General features: G+C 59.9%; 10 protein-coding genes and 5 pseudogenes. 8 read left to right on the forward strand and 7 right to left on the reverse strand.

What is annotated here, in order from left to right; all coding sequences use genetic code 11:
- Nucleotides 1-59: 59 nt before the first annotated feature.
- From NKI22_RS29565 to NKI22_RS29580, 4 genes and pseudogenes are all read right to left on the reverse strand, one after another.
- Nucleotides 60-2,126, reverse strand: a complete 2,067-nt coding sequence (locus NKI22_RS29565; protein ID WP_352680931.1) for a carbamoyltransferase family protein — start codon at nt 2,124-2,126, stop codon at nt 60-62.
- Nucleotides 2,127-3,170: 1,044 nt separating this feature from the next.
- Nucleotides 3,171-3,582 (reverse strand): annotated as a pseudogene (locus NKI22_RS29570) (type II toxin-antitoxin system VapC family toxin); the annotation flags it as partial.
- Complete coding sequence (locus NKI22_RS29575) at nt 3,579-3,863, reverse strand: type II toxin-antitoxin system prevent-host-death family antitoxin (protein ID WP_023721998.1); 285 nt, start codon at nt 3,861-3,863, stop codon at nt 3,579-3,581. The pseudogene NKI22_RS29570 and the gene NKI22_RS29575, both read right to left, overlap by 4 nt.
- Before the next feature lie 63 nt (nt 3,864-3,926).
- Nucleotides 3,927-4,976: a site-specific integrase gene (locus tag NKI22_RS29580; protein ID WP_245278725.1), complete on the reverse strand. Its 1,050-nt coding sequence runs from the start codon at nt 4,974-4,976 to the stop codon at nt 3,927-3,929.
- Between the two features lie 366 nt (nt 4,977-5,342).
- Here NKI22_RS29580 and NKI22_RS29585 point away from each other — a divergent pair, with 366 nt between their 5' ends.
- Together NKI22_RS29585 and scpB are read left to right on the forward strand one after the other, a co-directional pair.
- Nucleotides 5,343-6,284, forward strand: coding sequence for a DUF1403 family protein (locus tag NKI22_RS29585; protein ID WP_352959449.1), 942 nt, complete (start codon nt 5,343-5,345; stop codon nt 6,282-6,284).
- A gap of 5 nt (nt 6,285-6,289) precedes the next feature.
- Complete coding sequence (gene scpB / locus NKI22_RS29590; protein WP_352959452.1) at nt 6,290-7,024, forward strand: SMC-Scp complex subunit ScpB; 735 nt, start codon at nt 6,290-6,292, stop codon at nt 7,022-7,024.
- Between the two features lie 42 nt (nt 7,025-7,066).
- On the opposite strand, the gene NKI22_RS29595 is transcribed toward scpB, so the two are convergent.
- Both NKI22_RS29595 and NKI22_RS29600 read right to left on the reverse strand, forming a co-directional pair.
- A complete protein-coding gene (locus NKI22_RS29595; RefSeq protein ID WP_352959455.1) occupies nt 7,067-7,594 on the reverse strand; it encodes an RES domain-containing protein in 528 nt (175 codons plus the stop codon).
- Nucleotides 7,591-7,977 (reverse strand): hypothetical protein, encoded by a 387-nt coding sequence (locus tag NKI22_RS29600; RefSeq protein ID WP_352959458.1) that lies wholly within the window; start codon nt 7,975-7,977, stop codon nt 7,591-7,593. Before NKI22_RS29600 ends, NKI22_RS29595 begins: the two co-directional genes overlap by 4 nt.
- Before the next feature lie 497 nt (nt 7,978-8,474).
- Here NKI22_RS29600 and NKI22_RS29605 point away from each other — a divergent pair, with 497 nt between their 5' ends.
- From NKI22_RS29605 to NKI22_RS29630, 6 genes and pseudogenes are all read left to right on the forward strand, one after another.
- On the forward strand, nt 8,475-9,845 hold the full coding sequence (locus NKI22_RS29605; RefSeq protein WP_352959461.1) for a serine/threonine protein kinase: 1,371 nt from the start codon (nt 8,475-8,477) through the stop codon (nt 9,843-9,845).
- A 10-nt stretch (nt 9,846-9,855) separates the two neighbouring features.
- Nucleotides 9,856-11,010 carry an ATP-binding domain-containing protein gene (locus NKI22_RS29610; protein WP_352959464.1) on the forward strand — a complete coding sequence of 385 codons (1,155 nt, stop codon included), beginning with the start codon at nt 9,856-9,858 and terminating at the stop codon, nt 11,008-11,010.
- Between the two features lie 9 nt (nt 11,011-11,019).
- Nucleotides 11,020-12,390 carry a hypothetical protein gene (locus tag NKI22_RS29615; RefSeq protein ID WP_352959467.1) on the forward strand — a complete coding sequence of 457 codons (1,371 nt, stop codon included), beginning with the start codon at nt 11,020-11,022 and terminating at the stop codon, nt 12,388-12,390.
- A gap of 41 nt (nt 12,391-12,431) precedes the next feature.
- Nucleotides 12,432-12,563 (forward strand): annotated as a pseudogene (locus NKI22_RS29620) (integrase); the annotation flags it as partial.
- A gap of 166 nt (nt 12,564-12,729) precedes the next feature.
- A pseudogene (gene istA, locus NKI22_RS29625) lies at nt 12,730-14,296 on the forward strand (IS21 family transposase).
- Nucleotides 14,229-14,537, forward strand: a pseudogene (locus NKI22_RS29630) (ATP-binding protein); the annotation flags it as partial. The pseudogenes istA and NKI22_RS29630, both read left to right, overlap by 68 nt.
- A 61-nt stretch (nt 14,538-14,598) precedes the next feature.
- On the opposite strand, the pseudogene istB reads toward NKI22_RS29630, so the two are convergent.
- Nucleotides 14,599-15,376: pseudogene (istB, locus tag NKI22_RS29635) on the reverse strand (IS21-like element helper ATPase IstB).
- Nucleotide 15,377 lies beyond the last annotated feature (1 nt).

Consider the following 15,377-nt stretch of genomic DNA (forward strand, 5'->3'; position numbering starts at 1 on the left):
AGGTTTACACGGGGCCGGTCCGGCGCCCAAAGCGCCGAGCTTGGATAGCGGCATCGCTATCACGCTGAGAGCCCGTTATGCTGGTCCAGCGTTTGATCGCAGTCTTGATCCATGCGAGCAGCTTGTGAGGGATGCAACCGAACGAGGCGCTGCTCCCACAGTCGTCGCAGGCCCTCCATCAAAGCGTCACGCTTAGCCTGATCCGGCGCAATTGTATTGAGGAGATCTCCCAACATGGCTTCGCCCTCAATCCGCATCAGCAGATTAAACAAGTCGTGTGAAATTCGCACACTGTCACTGCTGAAGTGGGTCGTGCTGATCTCGCAGTGAGTCTCCCGACGATCTGGCGCTTTGTAAGCGCGGGTTTGATGGAGGGACACATAGGGCGGCAACGAAACAGCAAGCGCAGTCCAATCCTGCAGCGTTGCAGCCCGCTTTTTTACCAGGAAGGGCCCGACCACAAGTCCATCCAGCTCTGTCGTCAGAAAGGTGGCAATCGCGTCTGCAACCGAATCCACGATCGGTTCGGCATTGTTGTTAAAGGAGGTATTGAGCAGAATTGGAGTGCCTGTGCGCTTCTTGAACGCATTGATGACCTCCCAGTACGCGGGATTGGCGTTGCGCGATACTGTTTGCAGGCGAGCGGTACCGTCGACGTGCGTGATGGCACCGAGCAAGGCGCGCTTTGAGTCACGCACGCGAACGACGAAATTCATGAATGGAAATTCGTGCCTACCGTCCGGGAGGTCGAAAAATTCGCTCGCATCCTCCTCCAGCACAGATGGCGCGAAGGGCCGATAGCCTTCGCGCTTCTTGACCATCGCATTGATCCGGTCCTTGTTTGCGGCGGGCCGAGGGTCGGCAAGAATGCTGCGGTTGCCCAGCGCACGTGGCCCAAACTCCGAACGACCCTGCACCCAGCCGATCACGGCGCCGTTGGCGATCCAGTCGGCTGCACTGCTTGCCACGTCATCAGAGCGTTCAACCTCGAGATGTCCGGCCCATGCATTCAGTTCCTGTTGCACGGCGCGCTCGCTCCCGAGATCAGGACCCCAATAGACCTCCTGCAGTCGCTCACACGGCGCGGGGCGGCCCATCTCGTTAGAGACTATCAGCGCAGCTCCCAATGCGCAGCCAGCGTCGTGAGACGCGGGTTGCACGAAGATGTCTTCGAAAAGCCCTGAATACAGCAGCTTACCGTTCATCGTGCAGTTGTGGGCCACCCCCCCCGCCAGGCACAACCGCTTCATGCCGGTGGCCTCACGGTGATGCCGGAGAATGTGGAACACGATCCGCTCAAGCGCTTCCTGCAGTGACGCACTCACATCTCGATGCTGCTGGGTGAAGGGCATTCCCTTTCGCCTGACCTCGATATTGCGGAGCAACGCCGGACCGATGCGGTCGAGGTGAACACGGTAGCCACCGCCGTTGGCGGAGAGCTCGTAGAACTGCTCGAAGAGCTCGCGATAGGGAGCGGGGTCGCCGTAGGGCGCGAGTCCCATTACCTTATACTCGTCGAACAAGCCGTAGCCGAGATAGCGGATCGTCTCGAGATAAAACAGCCCAAGAGAATTGTTCTCGGGAAAAGCCTCGAGTTGCGTAATTTCTGTGCCAGACCCTACCGCCACGAGGCCCGATAGGAAATCACCAGAGCCATCAATCGCTAGAATGAGACTTTGTTCGAAGCCCGACATTGCAAAGGCGCTCACGGCGTGCGCCTGATGATGACTTACGAATGAAATACGCGAACTGTCCAACTTAGTGCCGAACTCACGCGTTAACAGATCCTGCACCAACGTTTTAGCACCCAACGGAATGGAGAGAATGTCCGGGTGGGATGCGGACATACCTTCAAGCATGGCGTTGGCATAGGGCTCGCTGGCGTAGAGCGCGACACGATCAATGTCGTTGAGCTGAACCCCCGCCGCTGACAGACAGTATTGAATCGAACGAATTGGGAGCTTGTTGGAGTGTTTCATCCGATTGAGGCGTTCCTCTTCGACGGCTGCTATCACCCGTCCGTCTCGGACGAGCACCGCGGCGCCATCGTGCATAAAGGCGTTCCGAAGCTCGAATCGGTTTTCATGGACTTGGTCAAGTCCGCCGCTAATTCCTAGACACAGCATTTCTTTCTCCACATAGTGACGGGCAAGCCAAATTGGCCTGCCTCCGTTTCCAACTAAATAGGCCGCATTGTCGCTTGCAGCTGCAACCGCCTGTCAGGCATCACCGGCATCAAAGAACGCCTCATAAGGGGTCCGCCTGAATCAACATGAGATGCTTCGATCGTGGCGCCTGCCGTTCCATGACGCCGAGAGTTTGGCTGGATCCGAATCTTGAGCGGCTGCTGACTTGCATGCCGGCGATGCCGTTTTCATCTGCAGCACGAACGTGTGACGCGGAGTGCCTGTATCCTGCGAAGGGGGGCTGTTGACGAATAATACCGCGCCGTGAACTGGCCCGATTTCATTCCCCGAAAGACCGTCGCACAGGCGAGTGACACGTGCTGCACTGTCCGCCTGCTTCCCGGTCGCACATCCGATAACGCCTTCGCTTGTGCAGGAGGCCGCATCGCGTCATGCGTCGGCCAAACATGGCACCGACTGGAAGCACGGCAATACCGCGTAGATGTAAAGTGCGCTGATGTTGTATGGTAGCGCTGCCGGCCGGGTCTCCAATCCGCTGCCCAGACGAGCCGACCATCTGCCTGCGGCAATAAGCCTGTCACAAGCAGAAACGCGCTGGGCAGCTGGCTCCCTGCAAGACTTCGCAGCTCAGGAACATTGAGGGACGACTAGCGTCGAACCGCCGACATGGTCGGCCAGTTGCAACTCATTTCTCGGCACGACCTCCACTGCACGTCAGGGCGCATGGAAGATTTTCTCCTTTGGATGGGTGATCGGTGCGGGATGTGCTTCTGTCCATGCAAGATTTCCGAAGAGTTATGAAATCGTTTGTTTCGATCAAAGTCATCCACGCTATGAATAGCTGCCGGACATGCGCTTCGAAGGGCTTCAGGCTTCCCGGATGGCTACTCCGATTTGAAGCGCGTGGCATTCCATGCGCTCTGTCACAACATTTTTCAGCAAAGGGGTATGAGAGCAAACCCACACTTCTTGTTCGAAAGTCGCTTCGCGCATTCGGGATGTGGTGCTGGGCGATTCACGCATCCACGAATCGAAGAGCTCTATTCCGAAGCCTTCGAAATCCTTCGGATTACGCGTTACCAGAGTGAGCCCTGGGCAATGGCTGTGGCTGCGATCAATCCGTCCATTGACGTCAGCACGCGGCCGCGGCGCTTCGCAAGACCAATCAGATCGCGCAGGCCAGGGCAACCGGCTCGTCGACGGGGAGGACTCTCTGCTCTAAAACGCTAAGGCAGGTCTCGGGCAAGCCATTCGGCCAGCGCCTCACGCTTCCGACCTCGCCCATGAGAGCAACGCCGCGCCGGATTTCGGCGATCGAGACCACGCTGATGAACGAGCGATCCTCGTCGAGCTTGTCCAGCCATTCCAGAACGCGTGCGTCCGGCGCCGGCCTTGTCACCTCGGACAGGATATTCGTGTCCAGCAGTAGCCTCACAGCGGCAGATCACGCGGTTCATCGCGTTGAGGCTCAAGGTCGAGTTCCGCGCCGCGTAGTGGCGACTCCAGCAGAAACTCCTCAAGCGTACCCTTGCGCACCGTCTTGCGTTGCCATTCCTCGGCGGAGACGACAACGAGGCTTGGCCTACCGTTGCGCGTAATCGTTTGCGGCGCCGCCTGCGCACGCTCGATGACTTCCCACAGCCGCGCCTTGGCCCGAGCGACGGTCCAGTTGGCATCCTCTTTTGGAGCAGACTGCATTCTGGCCTCCGTGACCATTGTGACTATCGTGACTACATAAAAATGACTTAGTGACCGTGACAGGGGAGGGGGGACTTTTTTCTAGAGCCCGGACGCCTTAGTGAGATTGACGCGAAAGCGATCGCGCCGACGCTGGTATTTACGCGTCATTTCCGCTGAGGCATGGCCGAGCTGCTTTTGCACATAGCGCTCATCGACTTCGGCTGAGGAGGCCAGGCCTGCGCGCAACGAATGGCCCGCGAACTTTTGCTGTCGTTCGCCTTCCGACAAGTCGCCGCGGACGCCGGTGGCCAGCGCGGCACGCTTGACCAAGCGGGCCACCTCCTGATCGTTCAATCGCTCCGCGCCGACTGCTTTGCCCTGTCCTGTGACACGCCGAAACAGCGGCCCGTGGGCAATGCGGGCCAGCTTGAGCCAGGTCTGCAGCGCAACCACGGGGCAGGTGGCGTCGGCGGAGCCGCGGCCGATTTCGACCTCGCGCCAGCCCGTCTTGCCACGTAAGGTTACCAGAGCGCCTTTGTCGAGAATCTCGACCCAGCCACGGCCGTCATCCGTCTGATCCCTGCCGACGTCGAGGCCGACAATTTCGGAGCGACGCAGGCCGCCCGCAAAGCCGAGAAGCAGCATGGCGCGGTCGCGCAAGCCGCGCAGGGTGCCCCGGTCGAGCGTCTGCAGCATGGCGATCAGGTCTTCGGGAAGTATGGCCTCCTTCTGCACAGACGGTTTTGCGTGGCTCTTACGGATGCCGGCGAGCACGGTGGCGATATGGCGGTCCTTTCGATCGAGCGGCTCGCCACGCTGCGTATAATTCCAGGCCAGGGAGGAGAGACGGCGCTCGATCGTCGCCACAGAGTTTGGTTTCTTGTCTCCTGTGACCTTTCCGGATGCACAGGCGGTGATGTAGAGGCCGACGGTCTGCGGATCAGGTGGCAACACCTCGAGATGCTGCCGGCGCGCCCAGGCGCAAAAATGCTTCCAGTCGGATGCGTAGGCGCGCCGCGTGTTGGCCGAGCTCGCCGCGTCCACATAATCACGCGCGCGATCGGCAAGACGCTCCAAGTGGGCCGGCAGGCCGGGTGCGGGCCGAAGGGCATGGAAAGGCGCCTCGTCCGACGCTTCGCCGCGGCCCATCTCGGTGCTGATGATGTCGACGACGTCGACTATGTCAGGCATATCGTCGGTGTTAGGCACAGCAAGCCCAGTCGACGGCTGCGTGGACGAAACCTCCTCTTCCGGCCTCCTGCTGTGGGACGGTCCGGAGGCTCGCCGGGCGCGATTTTTCGGCTCCTGCTCGACGAAACGGTCATTCCTCTAGAAACAGCAAAACGAATGATAATGCATTATCGTTCGTTGTGGTAGCGCGACAGGTGCAGCGCTTTTTGTCCATTTCTGTTGCCATAAGCGCCGCCGTGATTCATCGTGTTTGCGATGATTCTGCGTCCCAAGCCCTCTCCGCGCCAATACCCCACGCTCGACGGTGCCCCTTCGACCGCGCCAATGGCAGCGGTGCCGGCCTGGCTGCGCCGGGACATCTCGGACGCGCAAAATCATGCGGGAAAAGAGATTGAAGACCTCGCGCATACCGCCGGCGCCACCATCGGCGCGCTCGACGCGGTGATCCGCCGGCAGGAGCGGTGGGCTGGCGCCTGGCGGCAGCGGCTGGCGCTTTCGGCGGCCGCTGTCACGGCAAAGCAAGCGGGCCGCGTCGAGGATGAAGCCGCCTTGCGCGATGCCGTGCTGCTCACACGCCCAGGCGTTTTTTTGTCCGTCGGCCCCGCCGGATCGATGCTGCTGGCTTGGCGACGGCTGGCCGGCACGCCTGCCGCGAAACTGCTGACCGAGGCGAGCATCGGCGCGGTGCTGGATGACCTCGGTCTCCGCCGCGACGACGAGAAGGTCAGCGACCTGGCGGACGATCTTCGACAGCTTTCCGCAGGTATCGGAATGGTCGGCATGCTGACCGGCGCTTTCGCGGCTGCCGAAAGATATGGTTTCGCACGAGCCTTCGGATGCTGGCTCGCCGACGCCCTGCTAGCGCAACGGCTGGGTTGGGCATACGCCATGCCGCTGCTGGGCGCCGAGGCAGGGTTGGGGACAGGCGCCCGCCCACATCGATCGGCAGGCAGCTCTGTGGCGACAGGCATCGAGCGTGCGAAAGCCCTGCTGGCAGCGCAGGCGCGCGCCGCGCTGCGCGCGATTGATCTTTCCGCCGAGCTCGAGCGCCGCGCGGACCGGCTGCTTGCCGTTGCGCCGAAACTCAGGGCCAAGGCGGCGGACATGGTCGTCGAAAGACTCCTATCCGACAACGCGATCGTCGCTTCGGAAAAGATCGCTGGCATGAGCGACCGCGGCCTGCGCCGGCTGTTCGACCGGCTGCTCGAACTCGGTGCAGTGCGCGAGCTTTCCGGTCGCGCCGCGTTCCGCATTTACGGGCTCTGAAGACGATGGCGGAGGCAGTGCGCAGGCGAGGGGGGAGCCGGTCAGATGAGCGCCGATCGGGCGAACGGCGATCAGCTGACCAGCTGTTTGACCGGGAGCTGGATCACCTGCCGCCGGAAGCGCGTTGGCGCGAATGGATGCATCGCGTCGAGGCAACGATTTTTGCGGCCAGCGAACCGGTCGACCGCGAAACGCTCGCCCGCATTGTTGGCAAAAGCTGCAGCATCGACCTGCTGATTGACGACATCCGCGAAGAACTGCGCGGTCGGCCCTATGACCTCGTCGCCGTCGCCGGCGGCTGGAAGCATCTGACGCGGCCGGCCTATGCCGATGCCATCCGTGCCGCGGTCGGCGGAAACGAGCGAGCCGTGGATCTGACACAATCTGAAGTGCTGGTGCTGATGTGTGTGGCGTACTTCCAGCCGATCACCCGCGCCGAGCTTTCTTCCTTCTTCGGCAAGGAGATCAGCCGCGATCTCATCGGTCATCTGCGCGGCGCCAAGCTGATTGCGTCCGGTCCGCGCAGCCCGACGCCCGGCGCGCCCTACACCTACGTCACGACCAAAGAATTCCTGCTGGAGTTCGGTCTCGACACGCTGCGCGACCTGCCGGATTTCGAAGCCCTCGAGGATGCCGGACTGCTGTCGAAGGAGAAGCTGCTGGCCGGCGATATTCCAGCCGGGCTGGCTAGCGGGGAGGGCTACGGCAAGGATGATGTCGTTGGGGACCAAGCGCCGTGACGGGGAGCGTCGTCGCCGCGTTGCGATCCCAGAGACAGTCGATTACTCACGGCCAGGATGACTGGTCGTGCGGCAGCCGGTGATCGGGATCATGGACCGTGACCCTATCGCCTTCGACAAGATTGGCCGGAAAGACCACCAGGTTGGTGCCGCCGGCGTGACGCAGCGACGGAAAGAGAATGCCGCGAGTCCGGCGGTGATGACCAGGTCCGCGAGCTTCCACGATGGCGGGATCTTCTTGTCGATGCGAGCGACCTGACGCCAGGCACAATCCCACTCCTTCCACGAGCCGTCCCAGATATCCGGGTCGAACCCCTGCGAAAGGTCGACTACCTCGGCGAGCGTGATCTTGTAGGCGGCAAGGGTGGCTGGCGGGGTGATGCTGGCGCCCTGCTTGTATTCCTCCAGCGCTGTCTGCGCCGAACGGGACAGGTAAAGCGCTTGATGCCGGGCCGGTTGAAACGACCGCCGTCCATCGCCGCGCCTGCACCGCTGGTGGGCAGGAAAGCCCCATTTCGGTGTCAGATAGCGATGGAAGATCTCGTCCGGGCCGACGCGGGTGACTTTCACCCGCGCGTGCCATTCTCGAGATCCCGGATGAAGGCGAGAACCGCTTCGACCTGACCGTCGGCGACGAGTTCGCCCGCCGTGCGATGGCTATAGTCAGCGATAGGTTCGTTGCGATACCAGTAGATCGCCTTGTCGACGTCGCCGGTGAGCTCCGTCGCGGCCGAGATCACCTTCACCATTTCGCGCATCCGACCCTGCAAGCGCTCCGATGACGGGTTACGAAGCGTGTTGCGGTGGACGCCGGTCAACTGGGCCAAATTGGCAACCTTCACGCCCAGCGCCTCCGACAGGCGCTTCGGCGAGATATAGGGTGTGCGCGGCTCCTGCAGGCTATCGACAAAGCCCGAGATCACCGTGGAATGTGCTAGCTGTGCGTGGGCCATGACAATTCTCCGACCTCTCATACGCACAATATATGCACATTTTAACGCATAGCAAGTGAACGGAGGCCTGACCCCCTTCAGCGCACTGCCCGTCCTTCCTCATTCTCGAAGCGGTTGCTAACGGCAGCGACGCGCCATCTCGGTCACTTTACTGGCGTTTTCCGCCTACCAGACGCGAACATGGCTGCTCAGCGAGCCAAGCCCTCGCCCCCATATGGCCGTGCGGTTTCCACACGAAATCGTTGCCGAAGAAGCGCTCCATGGTATCGCTGATCACTCTGCCTGCTTTCGAGCGCTGGCTCGAGAGCTACCCAATCGATGTCCTGCCGCGTGCAGATCGTAGGACCATTCCTTGCCAGTCCTAGATTGATCAATGGAAACAACGAAGGCCAGCGAACGACTTTTCATCGTGTCGTCTCTAGATCTCAGATGCAGACACTCATTGACAACTATCGGTAGAGATGACGTATTTCCCCGATCCGAATCGGGACAAATACATGGACTTTGTCAGGGCACGTCTACTCGAAGATCAGTTAAAGGATACGATGATCGGCGAGTGGACGGTCGTAAGATTGATCGATCACGGCAAGTCGGCAGCAGTATTCGAGGCCACTAATGCTGCGAAGCAAGCGGCTGTGAAGGTATTCGACAAAGAACTGATCGAGCGCTTTGGCGACAAGACACAGCTTGCCCGGATCAAGCGGGAGGTCTCCCTGAAGGGGCGAGGCCACCCAAGCATGGTTGAGATTCTTGATGGAGGATACGACGAGGGTACGAAGAACCACTTCATCGTGATGGCGTTTCTTCCGGGCAGCAATCTCAAGAAGCGGCTCAAGGACATTTCCATTGAGGCGATTGGAGGATTCATCGCCGACATTGCGGGCTGTGCGGAATATCTTGAAAGCCTGGACCTGGTCCATCGGGACATTAAGCCGGAGAATATCCAGGTCAGCGAGGATATGAAGAAAGTAACTTTACTCGACTTCGGGGTCCTGAAGCCCGTCAAAGAGCCCGGGATCACTGACATGGAGGGTGTTCACCCCTTCATAGGCACCCTTCAATATAGTTCGCCCGAGTTTCTACTACGCGAAGAGGACGGAACAATTGAGGGCTGGCGCGCCCTTACCTTCTATCAAATTGGAGCGGTGCTGCACGATCTCATAATGCGCGAGGCTCTCTTCAGCGAATATGCCGAACCGTTTGCCCGTTTGGTCAACGCAGTGCAGGAAGTCACTCCGAATATTCAGAATTCCTCAGTGCCTTCATACCTAGTGGACGTAGCGAAGATGTGCCTCTTGAAGGACCCCAAGGACCGGCTGCGGATGGTCTCGTGGGAATCCTTCAGGCGTCCGCAGGCCACTGCGAGCGGGATCGCTGGCCTCAAGGAAAGGGTAATCAAGCGAGTTCTCGTCGAACAGGCGGGATCAGGTGCGGCGACGGAAAAGAAGCCGGATTTCGGCAAGGCGCTTCTCGAGGAGATCATAACCTCCACGAAGGATTCGGTGCGCCGTGTAAGCTCGGAAAATGATCAATTCCCGCCTTATGCCACGATAGTTCGATACCCTCGCAAGGCTCCGTCAGTCAAGATGACCTTCGAGAAGTCAGAAGCGCACCTAATGCCCGAGCTATCGGTGGTATTCTGCATTGAGATCGTCGATGCGGAAGCAAAGGCACTTGCCGTAGACGTCTGTGTACACACCTCCGCGACACCACCTGAACCTTTTGAGCGCCGCATTCTCTTTTTCTCGGGGATATATGACCCCTCGCGGTTTCATACTTCGCTCGAGGACATCCTTTATAAGATCATAGACTTTGTTCAACGCCAGGGGCCTCAGAAGGATAGCTGGCTGACCCTTGAGTTCAAGTGAAGGCACGCGAATGAGCACCTGGTGGAAAAAAACAAGCGATCTCGACGATGACCAGAAGAAGGTGATCAGTCTACCGAAGGAGGGCGACCATCTCGTCCTTGGCCCCGCCGGGTGCGGAAAGACAAACCTCTTGCTTCTCCGTGCGACGTTCCTCGTAAAGGCAGGTGTTACGAATATCACCGTGCTCACGTTCGGTCGCGTCCTGAAGGAATTTCTGGTAGCAGGCTCTACGCACTATCCGTTCTCATCTGACAAGATCCAGACATACCTGCAGTGGGGTGCTTCGCTCGTGGCATCGAATGGAATTGCGTTCGATGACTTCGGCGAATTCGCGGAGGTTCGCGCACGTCTTCTGAAAGGGCTAAAGGAAGTCGCGGCGCTGAAGAAGAGCATAAACGTACTGGACTGCATTCTTCTGGACGAGGCTCAGGATTATTCCGCCGACGAGATCGAAGTGATTTCCTGTTTCGCCGACCAGATCTACGCTGTTGGCGATGACAGACAGCGAGTGACAAGCGCCATAGGTGGCTTGGATGCTCTGGAAGCGAAATGTGGCGAGCCCGTTGTCCTCAAGAAGCACTACCGGAATGGCATCAAGATATGCCGCGTCGCCGACGGCATCCGCAACGAAATCGACTCCGAGGAGGGGATGGAGGCGACGTCGAAGTACAACGAGCAGGATTTTGAGTCGTCTGTGATACCGTATTCGGGTCTTTCGCTCGCGGATCAGGTCGCGACCGCAATCCCGGAAATCGAAACGCAGCTCTTCGCCTATCCGGATGAGACTATAGGCGTCCTTTGCCCTAAGCAGGAAGATGCCACCGCGGTCGCCGCCCTTCTTCTGTCCTCCAAAGTCAAGCATCACGTGCAGATGCAGAACTTCGCGGGTGGGTACAGCGCCTTCGAACCGAATAAGCGTGTGATCGTGACCACTATCATCAGCGCGAAGGGACTCGAGTTCCGGGCAGTCCACCTTCTCGGTATGGAAAAAATCAGTCGATTCCGGAACTTGCAGAAGAATCTCGCCTTTACGGGCGTGACCCGCGCAAAGACCTCGCTGCGCATCTATTATGAGAAGTCTATTCCGGGATATCTGGAAAAAGGTATCCTCGCGCTCGATGAAGCCTCGACGAGTGATCCGACACTCGATGATCTGTTTGCTTAGGTAGGGAAAATGCTGAACATTGCTGTACTGGACACCGAGGAGTTCTTGGCCTGGGTAGGCCAGAAGTCGCCTCTGAAGCCCAGCAACCTCGGCGTCGCCGCTGTCCGCAAGCAGCTTTCATCCAAGTTCTGCGCTGTCGCTGTTCCGGACCCGCAAAGGAATGATCCCGACGAGCGTGCCGTGGTTGTGGTGGATGAGCGAAAGGGGCGCGATTTCTTTGCCTTCGTTTCCACCTACGTCACCGACTACGCTCCCTTCACTGCATTCTTCCGGGTTGTGACGACGGACCAGCTCGATCTGCTGGCTGAAGAGCCTAGCTTGACCGCGGGTAGCACAACATCAGTGGTCGAAAAGCTTGTAGGAACGGCGATCGTCGAGGCGGCGCTCTATCTTAGATCGCCGAGGTCAAATGAAGCCGGGCGGCCCATCACTCTTGCTGCGGCGGGCGCCACCTACTCCGCAGCGGCATTTCAGGGGCTCGCACTCGGTCCCCAAGCTGATGTTCTGGCCATTGGCCGGGCGTGGCAATCCCTGCGATCAACGCTTGGCGGCGAGCAGCTACCTCTCGATATCGATGAGCTCGGAAGCTTTTGGCAAGTGATTCGGCTGGCAGTGCATGGCGGTGGTCCCTCCGACCGTCCCGACAGTGAATCGGTGATGATCAGATCGATGCGGCAGGTAATCGAGAGTGGCCGGGTCGATGATTCAGTTTTGGAAGACCTACTCTCTTCACTTCCCGAATTGAGGGGTGACCTTTCCCGTTTCCGCGGAACCCGGGAAGGGCGTGCTCGGGCCATCCAGGAAGCAATCTCGCTGCTGAGCAATTCCACGGGCACCGGAGGGCAGTTGAGAGACTGCGCCGCAGGGTGCCTTCTGAGCCTTCTTGGCGGTGGTTCCTTTCGATTCATTCCCGCAGCGCTGTCGACCGGATTGAGCCTGCGGATGGCACCTCTTTGGTTCGCGGTGTGGTCCGGTCTGCAGGCAAGCAGCGATATCATGACTGAGTTCAATTGTATGGGCAGACGCATGGCTCGGGATTTGTGCGCACGGCCAGGTCTTTATAGCCTTCCTACCGACGACATCTCGGTCCTTGAGCTTGCAGGCATGGGAGCGGATGTTGACCAACTGCCACGAGGGCAGACCGGTTCGATTTCGGTCGAGATCTACCCCGGGGTTTCGTCCAGGCAAAGCATTGCCAGGGTCGGTGCCCCCTCATTGAACTCGCGAGCGGAGTACCAGCGAGACATCAAAGAACTGAAAATTTTGATGGCGCAGTCATCCGCGATCATTTCAAGGATGGACAGCAGTTCCACGTCAGAATCCGTTCCAAAGTATGAACGACCGTCAGGACGTAACGCGTATTCCCGCCGGAAATCTTAGAAGCCAATCACCTGCGCTTCGGCAAACGAAGGCTTCATTCATCATTCATCTACAAGGTTACGGGCAATCTCCTTGCGATTCAGATCCTGCTCGACCACACCAAGATCGAGAACACAGTGCGGTATCTCGGTGTCGATGTAGAAGATGCCTTGGATCTAGCCGAGGCAACGGAAGCCGGAACATCGTGGCGGCTTTTCGTCACTGACTGGGAAGCCGCCATAGGTGTGAATCGGCGTGCAAAATTGACCCCATAAGCCGGGGAATCGGCGTCCAATTTTGACCCCCCTGATGCTTTGATTTGCGACCATCAGCTCGTCGTGGCGAGCGGATGGTGTGGGGATGAAGTCGGTGCATACGATTGCCCGGGTTCGGCGCGCATTCCATGTGCAGGGATGGTCGCTCAAGCGGATTTGCCGCGAACTGCATGTGTCGCGGAACACCGTCCGCAAGATTCTCAGATCCAATGAGACATCGTTCTCCTACGAACGAGAGCGGCAGCCCAAGCCGAAGATCGGTCCGTGGCAGGATCAGCTTGACGGGTTTTTGAATGGCAACCGTGGCAAGGCGGCGCGCGAACAACTGACACTGATCCGGATTTACGAAGAGCTTTGCAGTTTCGGCTACGAGGGTGGCTATGACGCCGTCCGCCGCTACGCGAAGAGTTGGGCGAAGGCGCAGGGGTCGGCGACGGCGGACGCCTATGTGCCGCTGTTCTTCGCGCCGGGCGAGGCCTACCAGTTCGACTGGAGCCACGAGATCGTCCTGATCAACGGCGTGACGGTGACCGTGAAGGTCGCCCATGTCCGGCTCTGCCACAGCCGCATGATGTTCGTCAGGGCCTATCCGCGCGAGACGCAGGAGATGGTGTTCGACGCCCATGACAGGGCCTTTGCCTTCTTCGGCGGCGCCTGCACGCGCGGCATCTACGACAACATGAAGACGGCGGTGGAAACGATCTTTGTTGGCAAGGACCGCCAATACAATCGCCGCCTCCTGCAGATGTGTAGCCATTATCTGGTGCAGCCGGTCGCCTGCACGCCAGCGTCGGGCTGGGAGAAGGGTCAGGTCGAGAACCAGGTCGGGCTGGTGCGTGAGCGCTTCTTCACGCCCAGGCTGCGCTTCAAGACCTATGAGGAGCTGAACGCCTGGCTGCAGGACAAGTGCGTCGCCTACGCCAAGGCGCACCGTCACGTCGAGCAACCGGAACGAACGATCTGGAACGTGTTCGAGGAAGAGCGCGGCAAACTGGTCGAGTATCGCGGCCCCTTCGACGGATTCCACACGGTGCCGGCCTCGGTGTCGAAGACCTGCACGGTTCGCTTCGACAACAACAAATACTCGGTGCTCTCGACCGCTGTCGGCCGCCCGGTCGAGGTCCAGGCCTATGCCGGCAAGATTGTCATCCGCCAGGACGGCGTGGTCGTCGCCGAGCATGCCCGCTCCTTCGGGCGCGGCGAGACGATCTATGATCCTTGGCATTACATGCCGGTCCTTGCCCGCAAGCCCGGTGCACTGCGCAACGGTGCGCCCTTCCAGGGCTGGGTTCTGCCCTCGGCGATGGAGCGTATCCGACGCAAATTGAAGGTGGCGCATGACGGCGATCGGCAGATGGTGTCGATCCTGGCCACGGTGTTGACCGACGGCATTGATGCCGTGGAAGCCGCCTGCCAGGAGGCGCTCGATCAGAACGTCTGCTCCTGCGCCGTCATCATCAACATTCTGGCGCGGCGGCGCGACCCAGCGCCGGCCGTCACCATCCTCACCCCGGACGCGCTTCGCCTGCAGCATGAGCCGCAGGCCGACTGCGCCCGCTACGACAGCCTCAGGAGGGCAAGCTGATGGAACGTACGCAGGTTCTGGAACTAATGGGGACGCTGAAGCTCTACGGGATGCGGGGCGCCTATGACGAGGTCATGGCGACAGGCATCAAGCGCCAGCACGAGCCGCCGAGGATCGTCGGCGATCTGCTGTCGGCCGAGATCGCCGAGAAGCAAGCCCGCTCCATCAAATACCAGCTCACCGTCGCCAAGCTGCCGATCGCCAAGGACATCGATGAGTTCGACTTCGACGGCACGCCGGTCAATGAGGTGCTGGTCCGAGACTGCGCATTTCGCAAAAGCCGGACAAGGGTTACGCTAATTCCCGGACATTGGTTTCGCTAATGTCGGGACAGTTTGGCGGCGTTGGTCCTCGGGTGCCTTGTTGCGTTCATGGATGATTGATTTCGCCGTTTTCGGTGCCGGTCAAGAGGGGCGCTGCTTTTTGCTTTCGCATGCTATCGCCCTGGAGCACGATGCGGTGGGCGTTGTGAACGATCCTGTCGAGAATGGCGTCGGCGACGGTAGGGTCTGCGATCAGGTCATGCCATCTGGCCACTGGGACTTGGGCGGTGATCAGGGTGGATTTGCGGCGATAGCGTTCCTCGACGATTTCGAACAGATGGAAGCGCTGTTGATCGGTGAGGGAGTGGGTTCCGAAGTCATCGAGGATGAGCAGTTGTGCGCGGGTGAGTTTGTCGATGAGGCGTGGAAAGCGGCCATCGAGACGGGCGAGCGCCAAATCCTCGAACAGGCGCGGCACGCGCACATAGAGCGCCGGAATGATCGAGCCGTGCCGCTTGCCGGCCGAAGGCGCAGGCCAGCCACGACTTGCCGGTTCCGGTCTGGCCGGTGACGATCAGGTTCTCATGCGCCTTCAGCCATTCACCCTGCGCGAGCGCCATGGTGCTGCGCCGGTCGAGCCCGCGCGGCGCGGCAAAGTCGATGTCCTCGATGCAGGCTTCGGGAAAGCGCAGCCTGGCTGAGGCGAGCCGGTTCCGGACGCGCTTGTCGGCCCGTATGGCGACCTCGCGGTCGAGCATCAGGCCGAGCCACTCGTCACGGCTGAGCTCGTTGGCGTTGTTCCGTTCGGCCAGTTCGCGCCAGGCGGCAGCCATGCCGGCCAGACCGAGGGCCTGCATCTGGTCGAGGGTGGGGTTCATGAGCATT

The sequence above is a fragment of the Mesorhizobium sp. M0778 genome, from assembly GCF_040320105.1.
Classification (GTDB): Bacteria; Pseudomonadota; Alphaproteobacteria; order Rhizobiales; family Rhizobiaceae; genus Mesorhizobium.

What these genes read in the sequence shown, in the direction of transcription:
- NKI22_RS29605 (WP_352959461.1), top strand. Translation starts at nt 8,475, where the DNA reads ATGGACTTTGTCAGGGCACGTCTACTCGAAGATCAGTTAAAGGATACG.
- NKI22_RS29585 (WP_352959449.1), top strand. Translation starts at nt 5,343, where the DNA reads ATGGCAGCGGTGCCGGCCTGGCTGCGCCGGGACATCTCGGACGCGCAA.
- NKI22_RS29580 (WP_245278725.1), bottom strand. Translation starts at nt 4,976, where the DNA reads ATGGGCCGCGGCGAAGCGTCGGACGAGGCGCCTTTCCATGCCCTTCGG.
- NKI22_RS29610 (WP_352959464.1), top strand. Translation starts at nt 9,856, where the DNA reads ATGAGCACCTGGTGGAAAAAAACAAGCGATCTCGACGATGACCAGAAG.
- scpB (WP_352959452.1), top strand. Translation starts at nt 6,290, where the DNA reads ATGGCGGAGGCAGTGCGCAGGCGAGGGGGGAGCCGGTCAGATGAGCGC.
- NKI22_RS29575 (WP_023721998.1), bottom strand. Translation starts at nt 3,863, where the DNA reads ATGGTCACGGAGGCCAGAATGCAGTCTGCTCCAAAAGAGGATGCCAAC.
- NKI22_RS29600 (WP_352959458.1), bottom strand. Translation starts at nt 7,977, where the DNA reads ATGGCCCACGCACAGCTAGCACATTCCACGGTGATCTCGGGCTTTGTC.
- NKI22_RS29565 (WP_352680931.1), bottom strand. Translation starts at nt 2,126, where the DNA reads ATGCTGTGTCTAGGAATTAGCGGCGGACTTGACCAAGTCCATGAAAAC.
- NKI22_RS29615 (WP_352959467.1), top strand. Translation starts at nt 11,020, where the DNA reads ATGCTGAACATTGCTGTACTGGACACCGAGGAGTTCTTGGCCTGGGTA.